Annotated in this window: 13 protein-coding genes; 7 read left to right on the top strand and 6 right to left on the bottom strand. The window is 57.0% G+C overall.

The features are described from left to right. Genes menB through menE form a run of 3 tightly spaced genes read left to right on the top strand, consistent with a single transcriptional unit; the run spans position 1 to position 3,232 of the window. Positions 1-858: a 1,4-dihydroxy-2-naphthoyl-CoA synthase gene (menB, locus tag OGX81_RS10615; RefSeq protein ID WP_104868412.1), complete on the top strand. Its 858-nt coding sequence runs from the start codon at positions 1-3 to the stop codon at positions 856-858. After that, positions 858-1,820, top strand: coding sequence for an o-succinylbenzoate synthase (gene menC / locus OGX81_RS10610; protein WP_286487567.1), 963 nt, complete (start codon positions 858-860; stop codon positions 1,818-1,820). The genes menB and menC overlap by 1 nt, the downstream gene beginning before the upstream one ends. Next, positions 1,817-3,232: an o-succinylbenzoate--CoA ligase gene (gene menE / locus OGX81_RS10605; protein ID WP_110123743.1), complete on the top strand. Its 1,416-nt coding sequence runs from the start codon at positions 1,817-1,819 to the stop codon at positions 3,230-3,232. The genes menC and menE overlap by 4 nt, the downstream gene beginning before the upstream one ends. 38 nt (positions 3,233-3,270) lie before the next feature. Here menE and OGX81_RS10600 read toward each other — a convergent pair whose 3' ends face one another. Continuing rightward, a complete protein-coding gene (locus tag OGX81_RS10600) occupies positions 3,271-4,719 on the bottom strand; it encodes a catalase (RefSeq protein ID WP_104868413.1) in 1,449 nt (482 codons plus the stop codon). Between the two features lie 273 nt (positions 4,720-4,992). Between OGX81_RS10600 and OGX81_RS10595 the strand changes: the two genes are divergently transcribed. Continuing rightward, a complete protein-coding gene (locus tag OGX81_RS10595) occupies positions 4,993-5,535 on the top strand; it encodes a YfaZ family protein (RefSeq protein WP_012131513.1) in 543 nt (180 codons plus the stop codon). 136 nt (positions 5,536-5,671) lie between these two features. Further along, complete coding sequence (locus OGX81_RS10590) at positions 5,672-6,868, top strand: nicotinamide mononucleotide deamidase-related protein YfaY (protein ID WP_012131514.1); 1,197 nt, start codon at positions 5,672-5,674, stop codon at positions 6,866-6,868. A gap of 63 nt (positions 6,869-6,931) precedes the next feature. Here OGX81_RS10590 and glpC read toward each other — a convergent pair whose 3' ends face one another. The 3 genes from glpC to glpA are packed head-to-tail and all read right to left on the bottom strand — an operon-like array spanning position 6,932 to position 10,996. Next, positions 6,932-8,122 carry an anaerobic glycerol-3-phosphate dehydrogenase subunit GlpC gene (glpC, locus tag OGX81_RS10585; RefSeq protein ID WP_058667751.1) on the bottom strand — a complete coding sequence of 397 codons (1,191 nt, stop codon included), beginning with the start codon at positions 8,120-8,122 and terminating at the stop codon, positions 6,932-6,934. Then, complete coding sequence (gene glpB, locus OGX81_RS10580; RefSeq protein ID WP_047462373.1) at positions 8,119-9,378, bottom strand: glycerol-3-phosphate dehydrogenase subunit GlpB; 1,260 nt, start codon at positions 9,376-9,378, stop codon at positions 8,119-8,121. Before glpB ends, glpC begins: the two co-directional genes overlap by 4 nt. Beyond that, a complete protein-coding gene (gene glpA, locus OGX81_RS10575) occupies positions 9,368-10,996 on the bottom strand; it encodes an anaerobic glycerol-3-phosphate dehydrogenase subunit A (RefSeq protein WP_012131517.1) in 1,629 nt (542 codons plus the stop codon). Before glpA ends, glpB begins: the two co-directional genes overlap by 11 nt. A 273-nt stretch (positions 10,997-11,269) precedes the next feature. Between glpA and glpT the strand changes: the two genes are divergently transcribed. Next, a complete protein-coding gene (gene glpT, locus OGX81_RS10570; RefSeq protein ID WP_047462375.1) occupies positions 11,270-12,628 on the top strand; it encodes a glycerol-3-phosphate transporter in 1,359 nt (452 codons plus the stop codon). A gap of 4 nt (positions 12,629-12,632) precedes the next feature. Further along, complete coding sequence (gene glpQ, locus OGX81_RS10565) at positions 12,633-13,703, top strand: glycerophosphodiester phosphodiesterase (RefSeq protein ID WP_012131519.1); 1,071 nt, start codon at positions 12,633-12,635, stop codon at positions 13,701-13,703. Positions 13,704-13,785: 82 nt separating this feature from the next. On the opposite strand, the gene yfaE is transcribed toward glpQ, so the two are convergent. Together yfaE and nrdB are read right to left on the bottom strand one after the other, a co-directional pair. Then, complete coding sequence (yfaE, locus tag OGX81_RS10560) at positions 13,786-14,040, bottom strand: class I ribonucleotide reductase maintenance protein YfaE (RefSeq protein ID WP_012131520.1); 255 nt, start codon at positions 14,038-14,040, stop codon at positions 13,786-13,788. Next, positions 14,040-15,170, bottom strand: coding sequence for a class Ia ribonucleoside-diphosphate reductase subunit beta (nrdB, locus tag OGX81_RS10555; protein WP_104868416.1), 1,131 nt, complete (start codon positions 15,168-15,170; stop codon positions 14,040-14,042). Before nrdB ends, yfaE begins: the two co-directional genes overlap by 1 nt. Between the last annotated feature and the right edge of the window lie 101 nt (positions 15,171-15,271).

The following is a 15,271-nucleotide window of genomic DNA, read 5'->3' as shown; positions in this document are numbered from 1 at the left end:
ATGATCTATCCTGATGAAACAATGCTTTACGCACCGGTTGAATGGCACGACTGCTCCGAAGGTTACACGGACATTCGTTATGAAAAATCCACCGATGGTATTGCAAAAATCACCATTAACCGTCCACAGGTGCGCAACGCATTCCGTCCTTTGACCGTCAAAGAGATGATCCAGGCGCTGGCGGATGCCCGGTATGACGACAACGTGGGCGTCATTATTCTGACCGGCGAAGGCGAGAAAGCTTTCTGTGCGGGCGGCGACCAGAAAGTGCGCGGCGACTACGGCGGATACCAGGATGATTCCGGCGTGCATCACCTGAACGTACTGGATTTCCAGCGCCAAATCCGTACCTGCCCGAAACCGGTTGTGGCGATGGTCGCAGGGTACTCTATCGGCGGCGGTCACGTACTGCACATGATGTGTGACCTGACCATCGCGGCGGAAAACGCCATCTTCGGCCAGACGGGCCCGAAAGTCGGCTCCTTCGACGGCGGCTGGGGCGCTTCCTATATGGCGCGTATCGTAGGGCAGAAAAAAGCGCGTGAAATCTGGTTCCTGTGCCGTCAGTACGACGCTAAACAGGCGCTGGATATGGGGCTGGTCAACACCGTCGTACCGCTGGGCTCCCTCGAAAAAGAGACCGTGCGCTGGTGCCGCGAAATGTTGCAGAACAGCCCGATGGCGCTGCGCTGCCTGAAAGCGGCGCTGAACGCCGACTGCGACGGTCAGGCGGGTCTACAGGAGCTGGCGGGCAACGCCACGATGCTGTTCTACATGACGGAAGAAGGTCAGGAGGGCCGCAACGCTTTCAACCAGAAACGTCAGCCTGATTTCAGCAAATTCAAACGGAATCCGTAATGCGTAGCGCGCAGGTGTACCGCTGGCAGATCCCCATGGACGCGGGGGTGGTTCTGCGCGACAGGCGGTTAAAAACTCGCGACGGGCTGTATGTCCGTCTGTGCGACGGCGAGCGCGAAGGGTGGGGGGAGATCTCCCCGCTTCCGGGTTTCAGCCAGGAAACCCTGGAGGAGGCGCAGGCCGCGCTACTGGACTGGGTTAACGGCTGGCTGCAAGGCCAGTCAACGTTGCCTGAAGTGCCCTCCGTGACGTTTGGCGTTAGCTGCGCGCTGGCGGAGGCGGCGGGGACGTTGCCAGAGGCGGCGGATTACCGCGCCGCGCCGCTGTGTACGGGCGATCCAGACGATCTGGTGCTGCAACTGGCTGATATGCCTGGTGAGAAAGTCGCCAAGATCAAAGTCGGTCTGTACGAAGCGGTACGCGACGGAATGGTGGTCAACCTGCTGCTGGAGGCGGTTCCCGATCTGCATCTGCGTCTGGATGCCAATCGCGCCTGGACGCCGCTGAAAGCGCAGCAGTTCGCGAAATACGTCAACCCGGACTACCGTGCCCGCATCGCCTTCCTCGAAGAACCGTGTAAAACCCGCGACGACTCCCGCGCTTTTGCGCGTGAAACCGGGATTGCTATTGCCTGGGATGAAAGTCTGCGTGAAGACGATTTTGTCTTTGCGGCGGAAGCGGGCGTCAGCGCGGTGGTCATCAAACCGACGCTCACCGGAAGCCTGGAAAAGGTTCGCGAGCAGGTACAGGCCGCGCATACGCTGGGACTGACGGCGGTGATCAGCTCTTCCATCGAGTCGAGCCTCGGCTTAACGCAGCTGGCGCGTATTGCTGCGTGGCTGACGCCGCAGACAATTCCGGGCCTGGATACGCTAAGCCTGATGCAAACCCAGCAGGTGCGCCGCTGGCCGGGCAGCGCTTTGCCGTGTGTTAGCGACGATGCGCTGGAACGGCTGCTATGAGCCTCCGGGAAATGCCCGATAGCGCAAGCGTATCGGGCCTCCAGCCGTCATCTCTTAATGACTGGCCGTGGCGTCACTGGCGGCAGGTGCGGGGAGATGCGCCCGCCTTACGCCTTAATGATGAAGTGCTAAGCTGGCGCACACTCTGTACCCGTATTGACGCGCTGGCGAGCGGTTTTGCCGCTCAGGGTGTCTCTGAAGGCTGCGGTGTGATGCTGCGCGCCTGGAATCATCCGCAAACGCTGCTGGCCTGGCTGGCTTTACTGCAATGCGGGGCAAGAGTCCTGCCGGTTAACCCGCAGCTTCCGCAACCGCTGCTCGACGCGCTGCTGCCGGACTTAACGCTCCGGTTTGTTTTGCTGCTGGAGGGGGAGAATACCTTCCCGGCGTTGCAACCGCTGCAAATGCAGCAAGAGTCAGGCGAACATGCCGCAGGCTGGCAGCCAACGCGGCTGAGTTCAATGACGCTGACCTCTGGCTCAACCGGATTACCCAAAGCCGCAGTGCATACCTGCCAGGCGCATCTGGCCAGCGCGGAAGGGGTGCTGTCCCTGATGCCGTTTGCCAATGGGGATGACTGGCTGTTATCGCTGCCGCTGTTTCATGTTTCCGGCCAGGGCATTATGTGGCGCTGGTTGTTTGCGGGCGCCCGAATGACCGTGCGTGAGAAGCAGCCGCTGGAAGCGATGCTGCAAGGGTGTACGCATGCGTCTCTGGTTCCCACTCAGCTGTGGCGGCTGCTGGAGAATCCGGCATCGGTAACGTTGAAAGCGGTACTGCTGGGCGGCGCGGCTATCCCGGTTGAACTGACGGAGCAGGCTCGCGCACAGGGTATTCGCTGCTGGTGCGGTTATGGCCTGACGGAATTTGCCTCGACGGTGTGCGCGAAAGAGGCCGACGGCCTGGGCGATGTCGGCGCGGCGTTACCGGGGCGGGAAGTCCGAATCGTGAATGGCGAAGTCTGGCTGCGCGCTGCCAGCATGGCGGAAGGCTACTGGCGCGACGGTAAGCTGATCCCGCTGGTGAACGGCGAAGGCTGGTTTGCTACCCGCGATCGCGGCGAACTGAACGACGGTAAGCTGACGATTGCCGGTCGGCTGGATAATCTGTTCTTCAGCGGCGGAGAAGGCATTCAGCCGGAAGAGGTGGAACGCGTTATCTCGGCGCATCCACATGTTCTACAGGCGTTCGTGGTGCCGGTAGAGGACAGGGAGTTCGGCCATCGTCCGGTGGCGGTGGTGGAATATGATGCGCAGGCCGGGAACGTCGATCTCGCGGAATGGGTGAAAGACAAGCTGGCGCGTTTTCAGCAGCCGGTACGCTGGTTGACGTTGCCATCAGCGCTGAAAAACGGCGGGATCAAAGTTTCGCGCCGGGCATTGCAGGAGTGGGTGCGCGCTAACCGTCCGTAATGTAAGCAACACGGGAGCCGCAGCTCCCGTGGAAACGGTTATTTCGCTTCTTTTAACGCCCGCAGGGCAGCGGCGACGCCCACGCCATAGTCAGGATGAACTTCGCTAAACAAGCCAATCTGACGCTGCTGAATAAATTCCGGCACATCTTTCATGTCGCCGGCGATGCGCGCGAACATACGCTGATGTTCTTCATCACTCAGCAACTCATACAGCTTACGCGGCTGGCTGAAGTAGTCCGTATCTTCCCGATGATCCCAGTGCGCGGCAGCGCCTTCGACAGAGAGCGGCGGTTCGCTGAAATCAGGCTGTTCCTGGAAGACGCCAAAGCTGTTTGGCTCATAGGTTGGGCCGTTGCCGCTGTTGCCGTCCACCCGCATCGCGCCGTCACGATGGTAGTTATGGAACGGGCAGCGGGGGGCGTTGACCGGGATCTGCTGATGGTTAACGCCCAGACGATAGCGGTGCGCATCGCCATAGGAGAAGAGACGCCCCTGCAACATACGGTCAGGGGAGAAGCTAATCCCCGGCACGACGTTCGCCGGGTTCATCGCCACCTGTTCCACTTCGGAGAAATAGTTTTCCGGGTTGCGGTTCAGTTCCAGCACGCCGACTTCAATCAGCGGGTAATCGCCGTGCGGCCATACTTTGGTCAGATCAAACGGGTTGTACGGCACCTGCGAGGCTTCGGCTTCCGGCATGATCTGCACGTAGAATTTCCAGCGGGGGAAGTTGCCCTGTTCAATGGCGTTGTACAGGTCGCGCTGAGAGCTTTCGCGATCGTCCGCCACCAGGCGTTTCGCTTCGTCATCCATCAGGTTGGCGATGCCCTGCTGCGATTTCAGGTGGAATTTCACCCAGAAACGTTCGTTGTCGCTGTTGATAAAGCTGAATGTGTGGCTACCGAAACCGTGCATCGTACGGTAAGAGAAAGGCAAACCCCGGTCGCTAAAGTCGATAGTTAACTGGTGCAGCGATTCCGGCAGATGGGAGAAAAAGTCCCATTTGTAGGTCGGATTGCGCAGGTTGGTGCGTGGGTCGCGCTTCACGACATGGTTCAGATCCGGGAATTTCAGCGGATCGCGCAGATAGAAAACGGGCGTGTTGTTACCCACCAGATCCCAGTTGCCCTCTTCAGTGTAAAACTTGATCGCAAACCCGCGAATATCGCGCTCGGCATCCGCCGCGCCGCGCTCTCCCGCCACGGTGGAAAAACGCAGGAACAGATCCGTTTTTTTACCGGGCTCCGAAAAGATTTTTGCGCGAGTGTAACGTGAAATATCGTGCGTGACGGTGAAGGTGCCGTACGCGCCTGAGCCTTTGGCATGCATACGGCGCTCAGGGATCACTTCACGATCGAAGTGGGCCAGTTTTTCCAGGAACCAGATGTCCTGTAGCAGCATGGGGCCGCGTGGGCCAGCGGTTGCAACGTTGTTATTATGGGCGACAGGCACGCCTGCTGCGGTGGTGAGTCCTTTTTTGCTCATCTTTATCTCCCGACGATCGTTAGAAAAAATGTTTAATTTCCGTTTAATTTCGGAAACTAATGTAGAAAATATTTGTGAATGAAATATTGATCTCGGGCAATGACTGCTGCGCTAAACGCCTCTTCTTGTAACGTTTAATAAACCTGAAAGGTAGTGTTTAGTTACAATATGTTATTAGATCGCTTTTTTAGCTCATTGATTCTGTTGCGCCTGGCAGTACAATCCTGCGGTTTTGGGGGTCTTTTGTTTATTTCTTTGCTGGAAAGGGTAAAAATGAAAAAAAGCATTTTATTAGGCGTTGCCGGACTGTTGTTCGCTTCTGCATCGGCGAATGCGATGAGCATTAGCGGCCAGGCGGGTAAAGATTACACCAACGTTGGCGTAGGTTTCGGTACTGAATCCACCGGGCTGGCGTTGAGCGGCAACTGGATGCATAACGACGACGACGGCGACGCTGCCGGCGTGGGGCTCGGCCTGAATATTCCGCTTGGGCCGCTGCTGGCAACGGTTGGTGGGAAAGGCGTTTATACCAATCCGAACGACGGCGATGAAGGCTATGCGGCGGCGGTAGGCGGCGGGTTACAGTGGAAAATCGGCGACAGCTTCCGTCTGTTTGGCGAGTATTACTACTCTCCAGATTCACTGTCCAGCGGCATCGACAGCTATGAAGAAGCCAATGCCGGAGCGCGCTTTACCATTATGCGTCCGCTGAGCATTGAGGCGGGCTATCGCTATCTGAACCTGGCGGGTAAAGACGGCAACCGTGACAACGCGATTGCCGATGGCCCGTACGTCGGCGTTAACGCCAGCTTCTGATTTTCGGGCGCGGCATCCGTCGCGCCGTTTCCTGTATGCTATAGCCTTCTTTCCCGGTTTGTTTCCTCTGAGTTTCTTACTCCGCCCCAGCGGGCTTTGCGTTATAGTGTTTTCATCATAGAAGCAGGAGAACACGATGTTAAACGTGGAGATGTTATCCACCGGGGATGAAGTGTTGCACGGGCAAATCGTCGACACGAATGCCGCCTGGCTGGCCGATTTTTTCTTTAATCAGGGGTTGCCGTTATCACGCCGAAATACGGTGGGAGATAATCTGGATGCGCTGGTCGCCATTTTACGCGAACGTAGCGAACATGCTGACGTGCTGATTGTGAATGGCGGCCTGGGGCCGACCAGCGATGATTTAAGCGCGCTGGCCGCCGCCACGGCGAAAGGTGAAGGTCTGGTGCTTCATGACGCGTGGCTGGCTGAGATGGAGCGTTTTTTCCATGAGCGCGGGCGGGTTATGGCACCGAGTAACCGCAAGCAGGCAGAACTGCCCGCCAGCGCCGAGTTTATTAATAACCCGGTTGGCACCGCCTGTGGGTTTGCGGTGAAGCTAAATCGCTGCCTGATGTTCTTTACCCCTGGCGTCCCGTCTGAATTTAAGGTGATGGTCGAGCATGAAATTATGCCGCGTCTGCGTGCGCGTTTTGCGCTTCCTGAACCGCCGGTTTGTCTGCGACTCACCACGTTTGGACGTTCGGAAAGCGATCTGGCGCAGAGCCTCGATTCGCTGCCGCTACCGGCGGGCGTGACGATGGGATATCGCTCTTCAATGCCGATTATTGAACTGAAACTCACTGGCCCGGATGCGCAGCGGGACGCGATGCTGGCGCTATGGCCGGAGGTGAAGCGGGTGGCAGGGCAGAACCTGATTTTTGAAGGGACGGAAGGACTGCCTGCGCAAATCGCCCGTTGTTTGCAGACGCGCCAGCTCAGCCTGACGCTCAGCGAACAGTTCACCAGCGGGCTGCTGGCTTTGCAGCTTTCCCGTGCGAATGCGCCGATTCTTGCCAGCGAAGTGGTGCCTTCCCAGGAAGAGACGCTGGCTCAGACCGCGCACTGGACGACAGAGCGACGGAGCAACCACTACGCCGGACTGGCGCTGGCGGTATCCGGGCTGGAAAACGATCACCTTAATTTCGCGCTGGCGACGCCGGATGGGACATTTGCCCTGCGCGTGCATTTCAGCGCCAGCCGCTACAGTCTGGCGGTGCGGCAGGAAGTTTGCGCCATGATGGCGCTGAATATGGTGCGTCGGTGGTTAAACGGTCAGGATATTGCCAGTGAACATGGCTGGATTGAGGTGGTGGAGTCGTTAACCCTGTAGCCTGATGGCGCTGTGCTTATCGGGCCTGCCGTGGTTTGCAGACCCGATAAGACGTTAACGCGCTTAACCTAATGCCTGGGCAAGCAGGGTAATCGGATGTTCGCAGCGTTTGCTTGTCGACATCTCAATTTGCCACTTACAGGTTTCACAGTCGGTCACCACAATATCCGCGCCGCTCTCTTCAATCTGGCGGAACAGCGGGGCGCCGATGGATTGCGAGGTGGGGTAGTTTTCCTTTTTAAAACCGTAGGTTCCGGCAATCCCACAGCACTGGGAGTCCAGCACGGTCAGTTCCAGACCTGGGATCTGGCGCAGCAACTCCAGCGTATAGAGCGTCCAGCCCATCTTTTCCATATGACACGGCGTATGGTAAACCACCTTCAACGGTAATTTTTTCAGCGGCAGCGTCTGGCCTGCATCGATCTTACGCCACAGCCAACGGGTCGCGAGTTCGATATGCTCACGCAGCCCGCTGTTATCCACGTCCAGCACTTCCGGGTATTCATCACGCAGGGCAAAGGTGCAGGTTGATGAGGTTGCGATAACCGGAATGCCTTTTACGCCAATCGCTTCTCTGAGCGACGCCACATTGCTCACCGCCTGCTTGCGCGCTTTATCGGTAAAACCGTTGGCGATCAGCGGCACGCCGCAACACTTCTCTTTACTTAACAACTGCACGCCGGTGCCCATTGCGTTCAGGACGTTAATTAAATCCTTACCGAGCTGCGGATGGTTGTAATTGACGAAGCAGCCGTGGAAGAAAGCGACCTGATCTTTGTATTGCGCCTGCTGTGCCGCAACGCTGCGATACCAGCGGCGGAAGGTGCCGAAGGAGTATTTCGGCAGCGTACGGCGATGGTCGATCTTCAACGCATAGTCGAGCAACTGACGAACCGGTTTCAGCGACGTCGCGGTATTGACGACCGGGGCGAACGGCGTAGAGACGCTGCCCATTAAATCGGTGTGGCTTAAGATAAAGTTGCGCAGCGACGGGCGCGAAGTGTCATATCTGGCGCGCGCGCGCTGGATGATATCGCCAATTTTAACGTCTGACGGGCAGGCCACTTCGCAGCGTTTGCAGTTAATGCAGTATTTCAGCGCATCGTCGTACAGCGCGCCGTCTTTCAGGCGCAGGCGCTCGCCGTCCGGCCCTGCCTGTTTGGGGCCTGGGTAGCCAGGATTCACCCGGCTGACCGGGCAGGCGGTGGTGCACACCGTGCATTTGATACAACTCTCGAAACTCGTATCGCTCATTGCTGACCTCCTGCACGTTCTGCAATGTGACGTGCGGCGTGTAAGGCGCTGACTGCGCATACGCCGCCTCCGCATCCCTGGGCTATCGGATCGAATCCGCCGAGCACCGAGCCGATGGCAAACAGATTTTCTACGGTCTGCCCCGCCAGTGAGGGGCGCAGCGCATCATCGGTCGTGACGCCAAACTGCTGCCAGGGTTGCGCATCAAAGAAATCACGCTGATACCATTCGGCGCGGGTGGCCGTTTGCTGAACGTCCAGTCCCATAATGGGTTCGCGAATGCCGTCGCGTTCGGCGACCAGGCCGCTGCTGAAGAAGCTGCCGCTGGCGAGTACCGCAAAGCGCGGGCGCAGAGGAATGTCGGCATGGTTGCGGGTCCAGACTTCGCTCACGACGCCGTTACGGCAGGTCACTTTTTTCACCTCGTCGCCCGGCATCCAGATCCCGCCCTGACGAACAAACTGGCGCTGCAAGCGATTGTGCAGGCGAATGCCCGGCACAGAAGGCGGCAGCGTCGGCAGCAAATTCAGCGAGCAGGGCAGGCGTTCATTGAGCCAGCGCCAGAGGCTGTCATCCGCCAGGCCGAAACAGGCGGGCATGATGATCATGTCGCAGGTTTTTGCTATCGGTAAGAGCGCGTCGTGGAGCAACGGCCATTTTTCTTCGTTATCGAGCAAACGCGCAATATTCACCGCACGAAACTCCGTCGGGTTATCGCGTAATACGTCCAGCTCAGGCAGGTCGATCTCTGCCGTCTCTACCGTGAGATGGTGCTGACGCAGCGACGCCGCCGCGAGGTGCGCCTGAAAGTCCAGTAAACCGCTGATGCCGACGACGCAAATGCGTTGCGCGGCTAGCGGCCAGACGGGCACTTCCGGCGAGCTTAGCCAGGTGGCGCGCAATGTTCCCAACGGCGTGACGCGCAGATGCGACTGTTGTACATCGCCCTGTAAATGCGCGCCAGACGCTTCCAGCAACGCTTGCGCCTGCTGCGCCAGTTCCAGAACGGTTGACGCGCCAATTGTGGTGTAAGGGTGCGTCGGCGCTTGTTCGCGTAACGCATTCAGACCTTCAGTGATATTTGTGACGGGCTGACCGTCCGGCAGGGTGCTGAGTAGATCCAGCGAGCCGGAGGAGAAGTGCAGCGCGCTTTGGCCGCGAGTGACGATCGCACAGCGCAAACCGTGTTTTTGCAATTCCAGGCCACACAGTAATCCGGCGAGACCGCCACCCATAATGACCGTATCAAATTTCATCCTGGTGCTCCTTCTCCAGACCGCACAATCCCTGATAAACCCAGCGCGTGAACTCGCTTTCGCGCAGCGCGTCTCCCCAGGCGACAGGCTGTACGCCTTTCCAGCGTTCATTGAGGAACGCAGAAAGCTGAGTGATGGACTGAGCGGCGGTAGTGACATTAAAACGTTGCAGCAGCCCGGCGGCGCGGCAGGCGCACAGTTCTCCCTGACATGTGCCCATGCCTACGCGGGTACGGCGGCGCAGATCCAGCAGGCTGTTGACGGTTAAATTTTCGACGGCGTACTGCACTTCGCCTGCGGTGACCGCTTCGCATTCACAGACCAGGCTGCGGTGCTGGCGACCTTCGCTGAGCCAGGCCGGAGTACGATCGCCGTGACGATAGACGGCGGAACCGCGTAGCGGGGCGGGCAGCGAGATCACGCGTTTAAGCGTGTTTTCCGTGGGTTCCTGCGAGCCGGGAAGGGCGGTTTGCGCGGTGACGCAGGGGCGAGTGTTGCCCAGTTTTCGGCATACCGCGTCGGTTGCCCATTCCGCCATCAGGCGGTAGGTCATCAGCTTACCGCCCGTAATGGTGATAAACCCGTCCAGCCCGTCGCGTGCAGCATGGTCAAACAGCACAATGCCGCGGCTGACATTACGACCGCTCGGATCGTCATCGCTGGCGACCAGCGGACGCACGCCCGAGTAGGCGCGCAAAATGCGCGTTTTCGCCATCACCGGCGCCAGTTTTTCCCCTTCACGCAGCAGAATATCAACCTCTTCCGCAGTGACGCGGTTGCTGTCGATCTCGTTGTAGTCAATGTGGGTCGATGTGGTGCCGATGAGCGAGATGGTATCGCCGGGCACCAGAATATCGGCGTCGGACGGCTTGCGGCAGCGGTTAATCACATGCTGGTTAATGCGATGATCCATAATCAGCAGCGACCCTTTTGCCGGGAACATGCGGATGCTCAGATCGGCGTATTCCGCAATGCGCTGACCCCAGATGCCTGCGGCATTCACCACGACCGGCGCATGCAGCGATTGGCTTTCCCCTGTGAGATGGTTATGCACGTTCACACCGCAAATGGTCGCGCCTTCGCGAATAAGTCCGGTGACTTCATGCGCCGTTAAAATGATTGCGCCATGTTCTCTGGCATCCAGCATATTCGCGGCGGTCAGCCGGAAGGGATCGACAGTGCCGTCAGGCACTTTCACCGCGCCAATCAGCTGCGGATTGACGGCCGGTTCGATCAGCCGCGCCTGTTGCGGATCAATTGCTTCGGCGCGAATACCCGCCTCTTCGCAGGCGCGAATAAAGGTGGCCTGGAAGGATAATTCGTCTTCCGGCAAGGTAATGAACAGACCGTCCGTTGGCTCAACGCAGTGGCGGGCGATCCGTTTCAGAATCTGGTTTTCGCTGATGCATTCGCGGGCAGATTCCGCGTCGGTAACGGCATAGCGTGCGCCGCTATGCAGCAGGCCGTGGTTACGGCCGGTTGCGCCGGTCGCGATATCGTGGCGCTCAACTAAGATAACGCGCAATCCGCGTAGCGCACAGTCTCGGGCGATCCCTGCGCCTGTGGCTCCCCCACCAATGATAATCACGTCACTTGTTTGCGAGTCGCGAGTTTTCATGGTTATCCCTCACAGTTCGTTTTTTATCATTTAGCCACATAAAAAGCATGGTTTGTTTGATTTCGCGCATAATCGCTCATGATTCGAAAATGAAACGTGATTTCGTGCGCTTTTCTGAACATTTGTCATAAATGTGTAACAATCTGTGCTGTAATTCACATTAACGACAGGTATCTTTACTTAACATCGCGCCCACACTGGGAGCAGCGAGGTTGGTTAGTTAAACGAACTGCGGTGTTTACCTCTAATAAGACACGGCCACGGAGGCTACATATGTTAAGTATTTTTAAACCTGCGCAACATAAAACGCGCTTGCCAGCAGCGGAGATTGATCCGACATATCGTCGGCTGCGCTGGCAGATTTTCCTGGGGATTTTCTTTGGTTATGCCGCTTACTATCTGGTGCGTAAGAACTTTGCGCTGGCGATGCCTTACCTGGTAGAGCAGGGATTCTCGCGCGGCGATCTGGGTTTTGCGCTGTCCGGGATCTCCATCGCCTATGGTTTTTCGAAATTTATCATGGGGTCGGTCTCCGACCGCTCGAATCCGCGCGTTTTCCTGCCCGCAGGGTTGATTCTGGCGGCGGCCGTGATGTTGTTTATGGGCTTTGTGCCGTGGGCCACGTCCAGCATTGCCGTGATGTTCGTGCTGCTGTTCCTCTGCGGCTGGTTCCAGGGAATGGGGTGGCCGCCGTGCGGTCGTACAATGGTGCACTGGTGGTCACAGAAAGAACGTGGCGGTATCGTCTCCGTCTGGAACTGCGCGCATAACGTTGGCGGCGGTATTCCTCCGCTGCTGTTCCTGCTGGGGATGGCCTGGTTTAATGACTGGAAAGCCGCGCTCTACATGCCGGCGTTTGGTGCGATCCTGGTGGCGATTTTCGCTTTCGCGCTGATGCGCGATACGCCGCAGTCCTGCGGTCTGCCGCCGATTGAAGAGTACAAAAACGACTACCCGGATGATTACAACGAAAAAGCGGAAGAAGAGCTGACTGCAAAACAGATCTTTATGCAGTACGTGCTGCCGAACAAACTGTTGTGGTACATCGCGATTGCTAACGTGTTCGTTTACCTGCTGCGTTACGGCATCCTCGACTGGTCGCCGACCTACCTGAGAGAAGTGAAACACTTTGCGCTGGATAAATCGTCCTGGGCGTATTTCTTGTACGAATATGCCGGTATCCCGGGTACGCTGCTGTGCGGCTGGATGTCGGATAAAGTGTTCCGTGGCAACCGTGGCGCAACGGGCGTGTTCTTTATGACGCTGGTGACCATTGCCACAGTTGTTTACTGGCTGAACCCTCCAGGAAATCCGACCGTGGATATGGCCTGTATGATCGTTATCGGCTTCCTGATTTATGGCCCGGTCATGCTGATTGGCCTGCACGCGCTGGAACTGGCGCCGAAAAAAGCGGCAGGTACGGCGGCGGGCTTCACCGGCCTGTTTGGTTATCTCGGCGGTTCCGTCGCGGCGAGCGCCATTGTTGGCTATACCGTTGACTTCTTCGGCTGGGACGGCGGCTTCATGGTGATGATCGGCGGCAGCGTTCTGGCGGTTATCCTGCTGATTATCGTGATGATTGGTGAAAAACGCCACCATGAAGAGCTGATGTTGAAACGCAACGGAGCTTAAGTGAATGAAGACGACACTGAAAAATCTCAGCGTGGCATTGATGCTGGCGGGTATGGTCGTGAGCAGCGCGGCAATCGCTGCGGATAAAATCGTGATTGCGCACCGTGGCGCCAGCGGCTATCTGCCGGAGCACACACTGCCAGCGAAAGCGATGGCGTATGCGCAGGGCGCCGATTATCTGGAGCAGGATTTAGTGATGACGAAGGACGACCATCTGGTCGTCCTGCATGACCACTACCTTGATCGGGTTACCGACGTTGCCGAACGTTTTCCGAATCGCGCCCGCAAGGACGGGCGTTACTACGCCATTGATTTCACACTGGATGAAATTAAATCCCTGAAGTTCACCGAAGGTTTTGATATTGAGAACGGCAAGAAAGTACAGACTTACCCTGGCCGTTTCCCGATGGGAAAATCAGATTTCCGCGTGCATACCTTTGAGGAAGAGATTGAGTTTGTTCAGGGGCTGAATCATTCGACCGGAAAAAATATCGGTATTTATCCAGAAATCAAAGCGCCGTGGTTCCATCATCAGGAAGGGAAGGATATTGCGGCTAAGACGCTGGATGTGCTGAAAAAGTATGGTTATACCGGTAAAAAAGATAACGTTTATTTGCAGTGTTTCGATGCCGCGGAGCTGAAGCGCATTAAGAATGAGCTGGAACCGAAGAGGGGGATGGATCTCAATCTGGTGCAGTTGATTGCGTATACCGACTGGAATGAAACTCAGCAAAAACAGCCGGACGGCAGTTGGGTTAACTATAACTACGACTGGATGTTCAAGCCTGGCGCGATGAAAGAAATCGCCAGCTATGCTGACGGGATCGGCCCGGACTACCATATGCTGATTGATGAAAAATCGAAGGTCGGGCATATCACGCTGACCGGCATGGTGAAAGAGGCGCAGCAGAACAAGATGGTGGTACACCCTTACACCGTACGCGCCGATCAGCTTCCTGACTACGCCACGGATGTTAATCAGCTTTATGACATCCTGTACAACAAGGCGGGTGTGGATGGATTGTTCACCGATTTCCCGGATAAAGCGGTGGTGTTTTTGAAGGATAAGCACTAAAAAGCCGGGTGGCGGCTTCGCCTTACCCGGCCTGTGAACTGCGGTTTTGTAGGTCGGGTAAGCGTAGCGCCATCCGACAAGGCTACATCTCTATCTCAATATCGCCTTTTGCCCTGCAACAGCAGGGCAAAATTTCCCCTTCGCTGATAAAAGCCAGCGGTTCGGTCAGCCAGTCAACCTGGCCTGCGACCAGACGGCAGCGGCAGGAGCCGCAATAGCCCGCACGACACTGATACTCCACTTCAACCTGATGCGCCTCAAGCGCCACCAGCAGAGAAGGGTGTTCTTCCCGACACAGCACTTCGGTGCCGGAAAGACGTAGCGTCACGCGTCCCATCAGAGCTGGAAGTTACTCAGATCGTCGGTATCAACTTCCGAGTCAATCTGGCCGACCAGGTAAGAACTGACTTCCACTTCCTGCGGCGCCACCTGGACGTTATCGGAAACCAGCCAGGTGTTGATCCACGGGATCGGGTTGGAGCGCGTCTGGAACGGCAGCTCCAGGCCGACCGCCTGCATACGGATATTGGTGATGTACTCGACGTACTGGCACAGAATATCTTTGTTCAGGCCGATCATAGAACCGTCGCGGAACAGGTAATCCGCCCACTCTTTTTCTTGCTGCGCGGCCTGTACAAACAGGTCATAGCACGCCTGCTTGCTCTCTTCGGCGATTTCCGCCATTTCTGGATCGTCTATGCCGCTACGCAGCAGGTTCAGCATATGCTGCGTGCCGGTCAGGTGCAGCGCTTCGTCGCGGGCAATCAGACGGATGATTTTGGCGTTACCTTCCATCAGCTTACGTTCCGCGAAAGCGAAGGAGCAGGCGAAGCTGACGTAGAAACGAATCGCTTCCAGCGCGTTAACGCTCATCAGGCACAGGTAGAGCTGTTTTTTCAGCGCACGCAGGTTCACGGTGACGGTTTTGCCGTTCACGCTGTGCGTACCTTCCCCCAGCAGATGCCAGTAGCTGGTCATTTCAATCAGCTCATCGTAGTAGTGAGAAATGCCTTCCGCGCGCTTCTGAATTTGTTCGTTGGTGACGATGTCGTCAAATACCACCGCCGGATCGTTAACGATGTTGCGGATGATATGGGTATACGAGCGCGAGTGGATCGTCTCAGAAAACGCCCAGGTTTCTACCCAGGTTTCCAGCTCCGGGATGGAAATCAGCGGCAGTAATGCCACGTTCGGGCTACGCCCCTGAATGGAGTCCAGCAGCGTCTGGTACTTCAGGTTGCTGATGAAAATATGTTTTTCGTGTTCCGGCAATGACTGGAAATCGATACGATCGCGTGAAACGTCAACTTCTTCCGGGCGCCAGAAGAAGGAGAGCTGTTTTTCGATCAGTTTTTCGAAGATGTCATATTTTTGCTGGTCGTAGCGTGCCACGTTGACCGGCTGGCCAAAGAACATCGGCTCTTTGAGTTGGTCGTTTTTCGTCTGTGAAAAAGTGGTGTATGCCATTGAAGTGAGTCCTGTTGAGATTGTATCGCCCGGCGGCACTTCGTTTGCCGGGCCTACAAAACCGTAGGCCGGGTAAGCGTAGCGCTACCCGGCAAAAATAA

The organism is Citrobacter sp. CK206, from assembly GCF_030333125.1.
In the GTDB taxonomy this organism is placed as follows: Bacteria; Pseudomonadota; Gammaproteobacteria; order Enterobacterales; family Enterobacteriaceae; genus Citrobacter_B; species Citrobacter_B koseri.
This window is presented reverse-complemented; position numbering and strand designations above follow the sequence as displayed.

Coding starts and splice junctions, on each gene's coding strand:
- menB (WP_104868412.1), top strand. CDS start 1: ATGATCTATCCTGATGAAACAATGCTTTACGCACCGGTTGAATGGCAC.
- menC (WP_286487567.1), top strand. CDS start 858: ATGCGTAGCGCGCAGGTGTACCGCTGGCAGATCCCCATGGACGCGGGG.
- menE (WP_110123743.1), top strand. CDS start 1,817: ATGAGCCTCCGGGAAATGCCCGATAGCGCAAGCGTATCGGGCCTCCAG.
- OGX81_RS10600 (WP_104868413.1), bottom strand. CDS start 4,719: ATGAGCAAAAAAGGACTCACCACCGCAGCAGGCGTGCCTGTCGCCCAT.
- OGX81_RS10595 (WP_012131513.1), top strand. CDS start 4,993: ATGAAAAAAAGCATTTTATTAGGCGTTGCCGGACTGTTGTTCGCTTCT.
- OGX81_RS10590 (WP_012131514.1), top strand. CDS start 5,672: ATGTTAAACGTGGAGATGTTATCCACCGGGGATGAAGTGTTGCACGGG.
- glpC (WP_058667751.1), bottom strand. CDS start 8,122: ATGAGCGATACGAGTTTCGAGAGTTGTATCAAATGCACGGTGTGCACC.
- glpB (WP_047462373.1), bottom strand. CDS start 9,378: ATGAAATTTGATACGGTCATTATGGGTGGCGGTCTCGCCGGATTACTG.
- glpA (WP_012131517.1), bottom strand. CDS start 10,996: ATGAAAACTCGCGACTCGCAAACAAGTGACGTGATTATCATTGGTGGG.
- glpT (WP_047462375.1), top strand. CDS start 11,270: ATGTTAAGTATTTTTAAACCTGCGCAACATAAAACGCGCTTGCCAGCA.
- glpQ (WP_012131519.1), top strand. CDS start 12,633: ATGAAGACGACACTGAAAAATCTCAGCGTGGCATTGATGCTGGCGGGT.
- yfaE (WP_012131520.1), bottom strand. CDS start 14,040: ATGGGACGCGTGACGCTACGTCTTTCCGGCACCGAAGTGCTGTGTCGG.
- nrdB (WP_104868416.1), bottom strand. CDS start 15,170: ATGGCATACACCACTTTTTCACAGACGAAAAACGACCAACTCAAAGAG.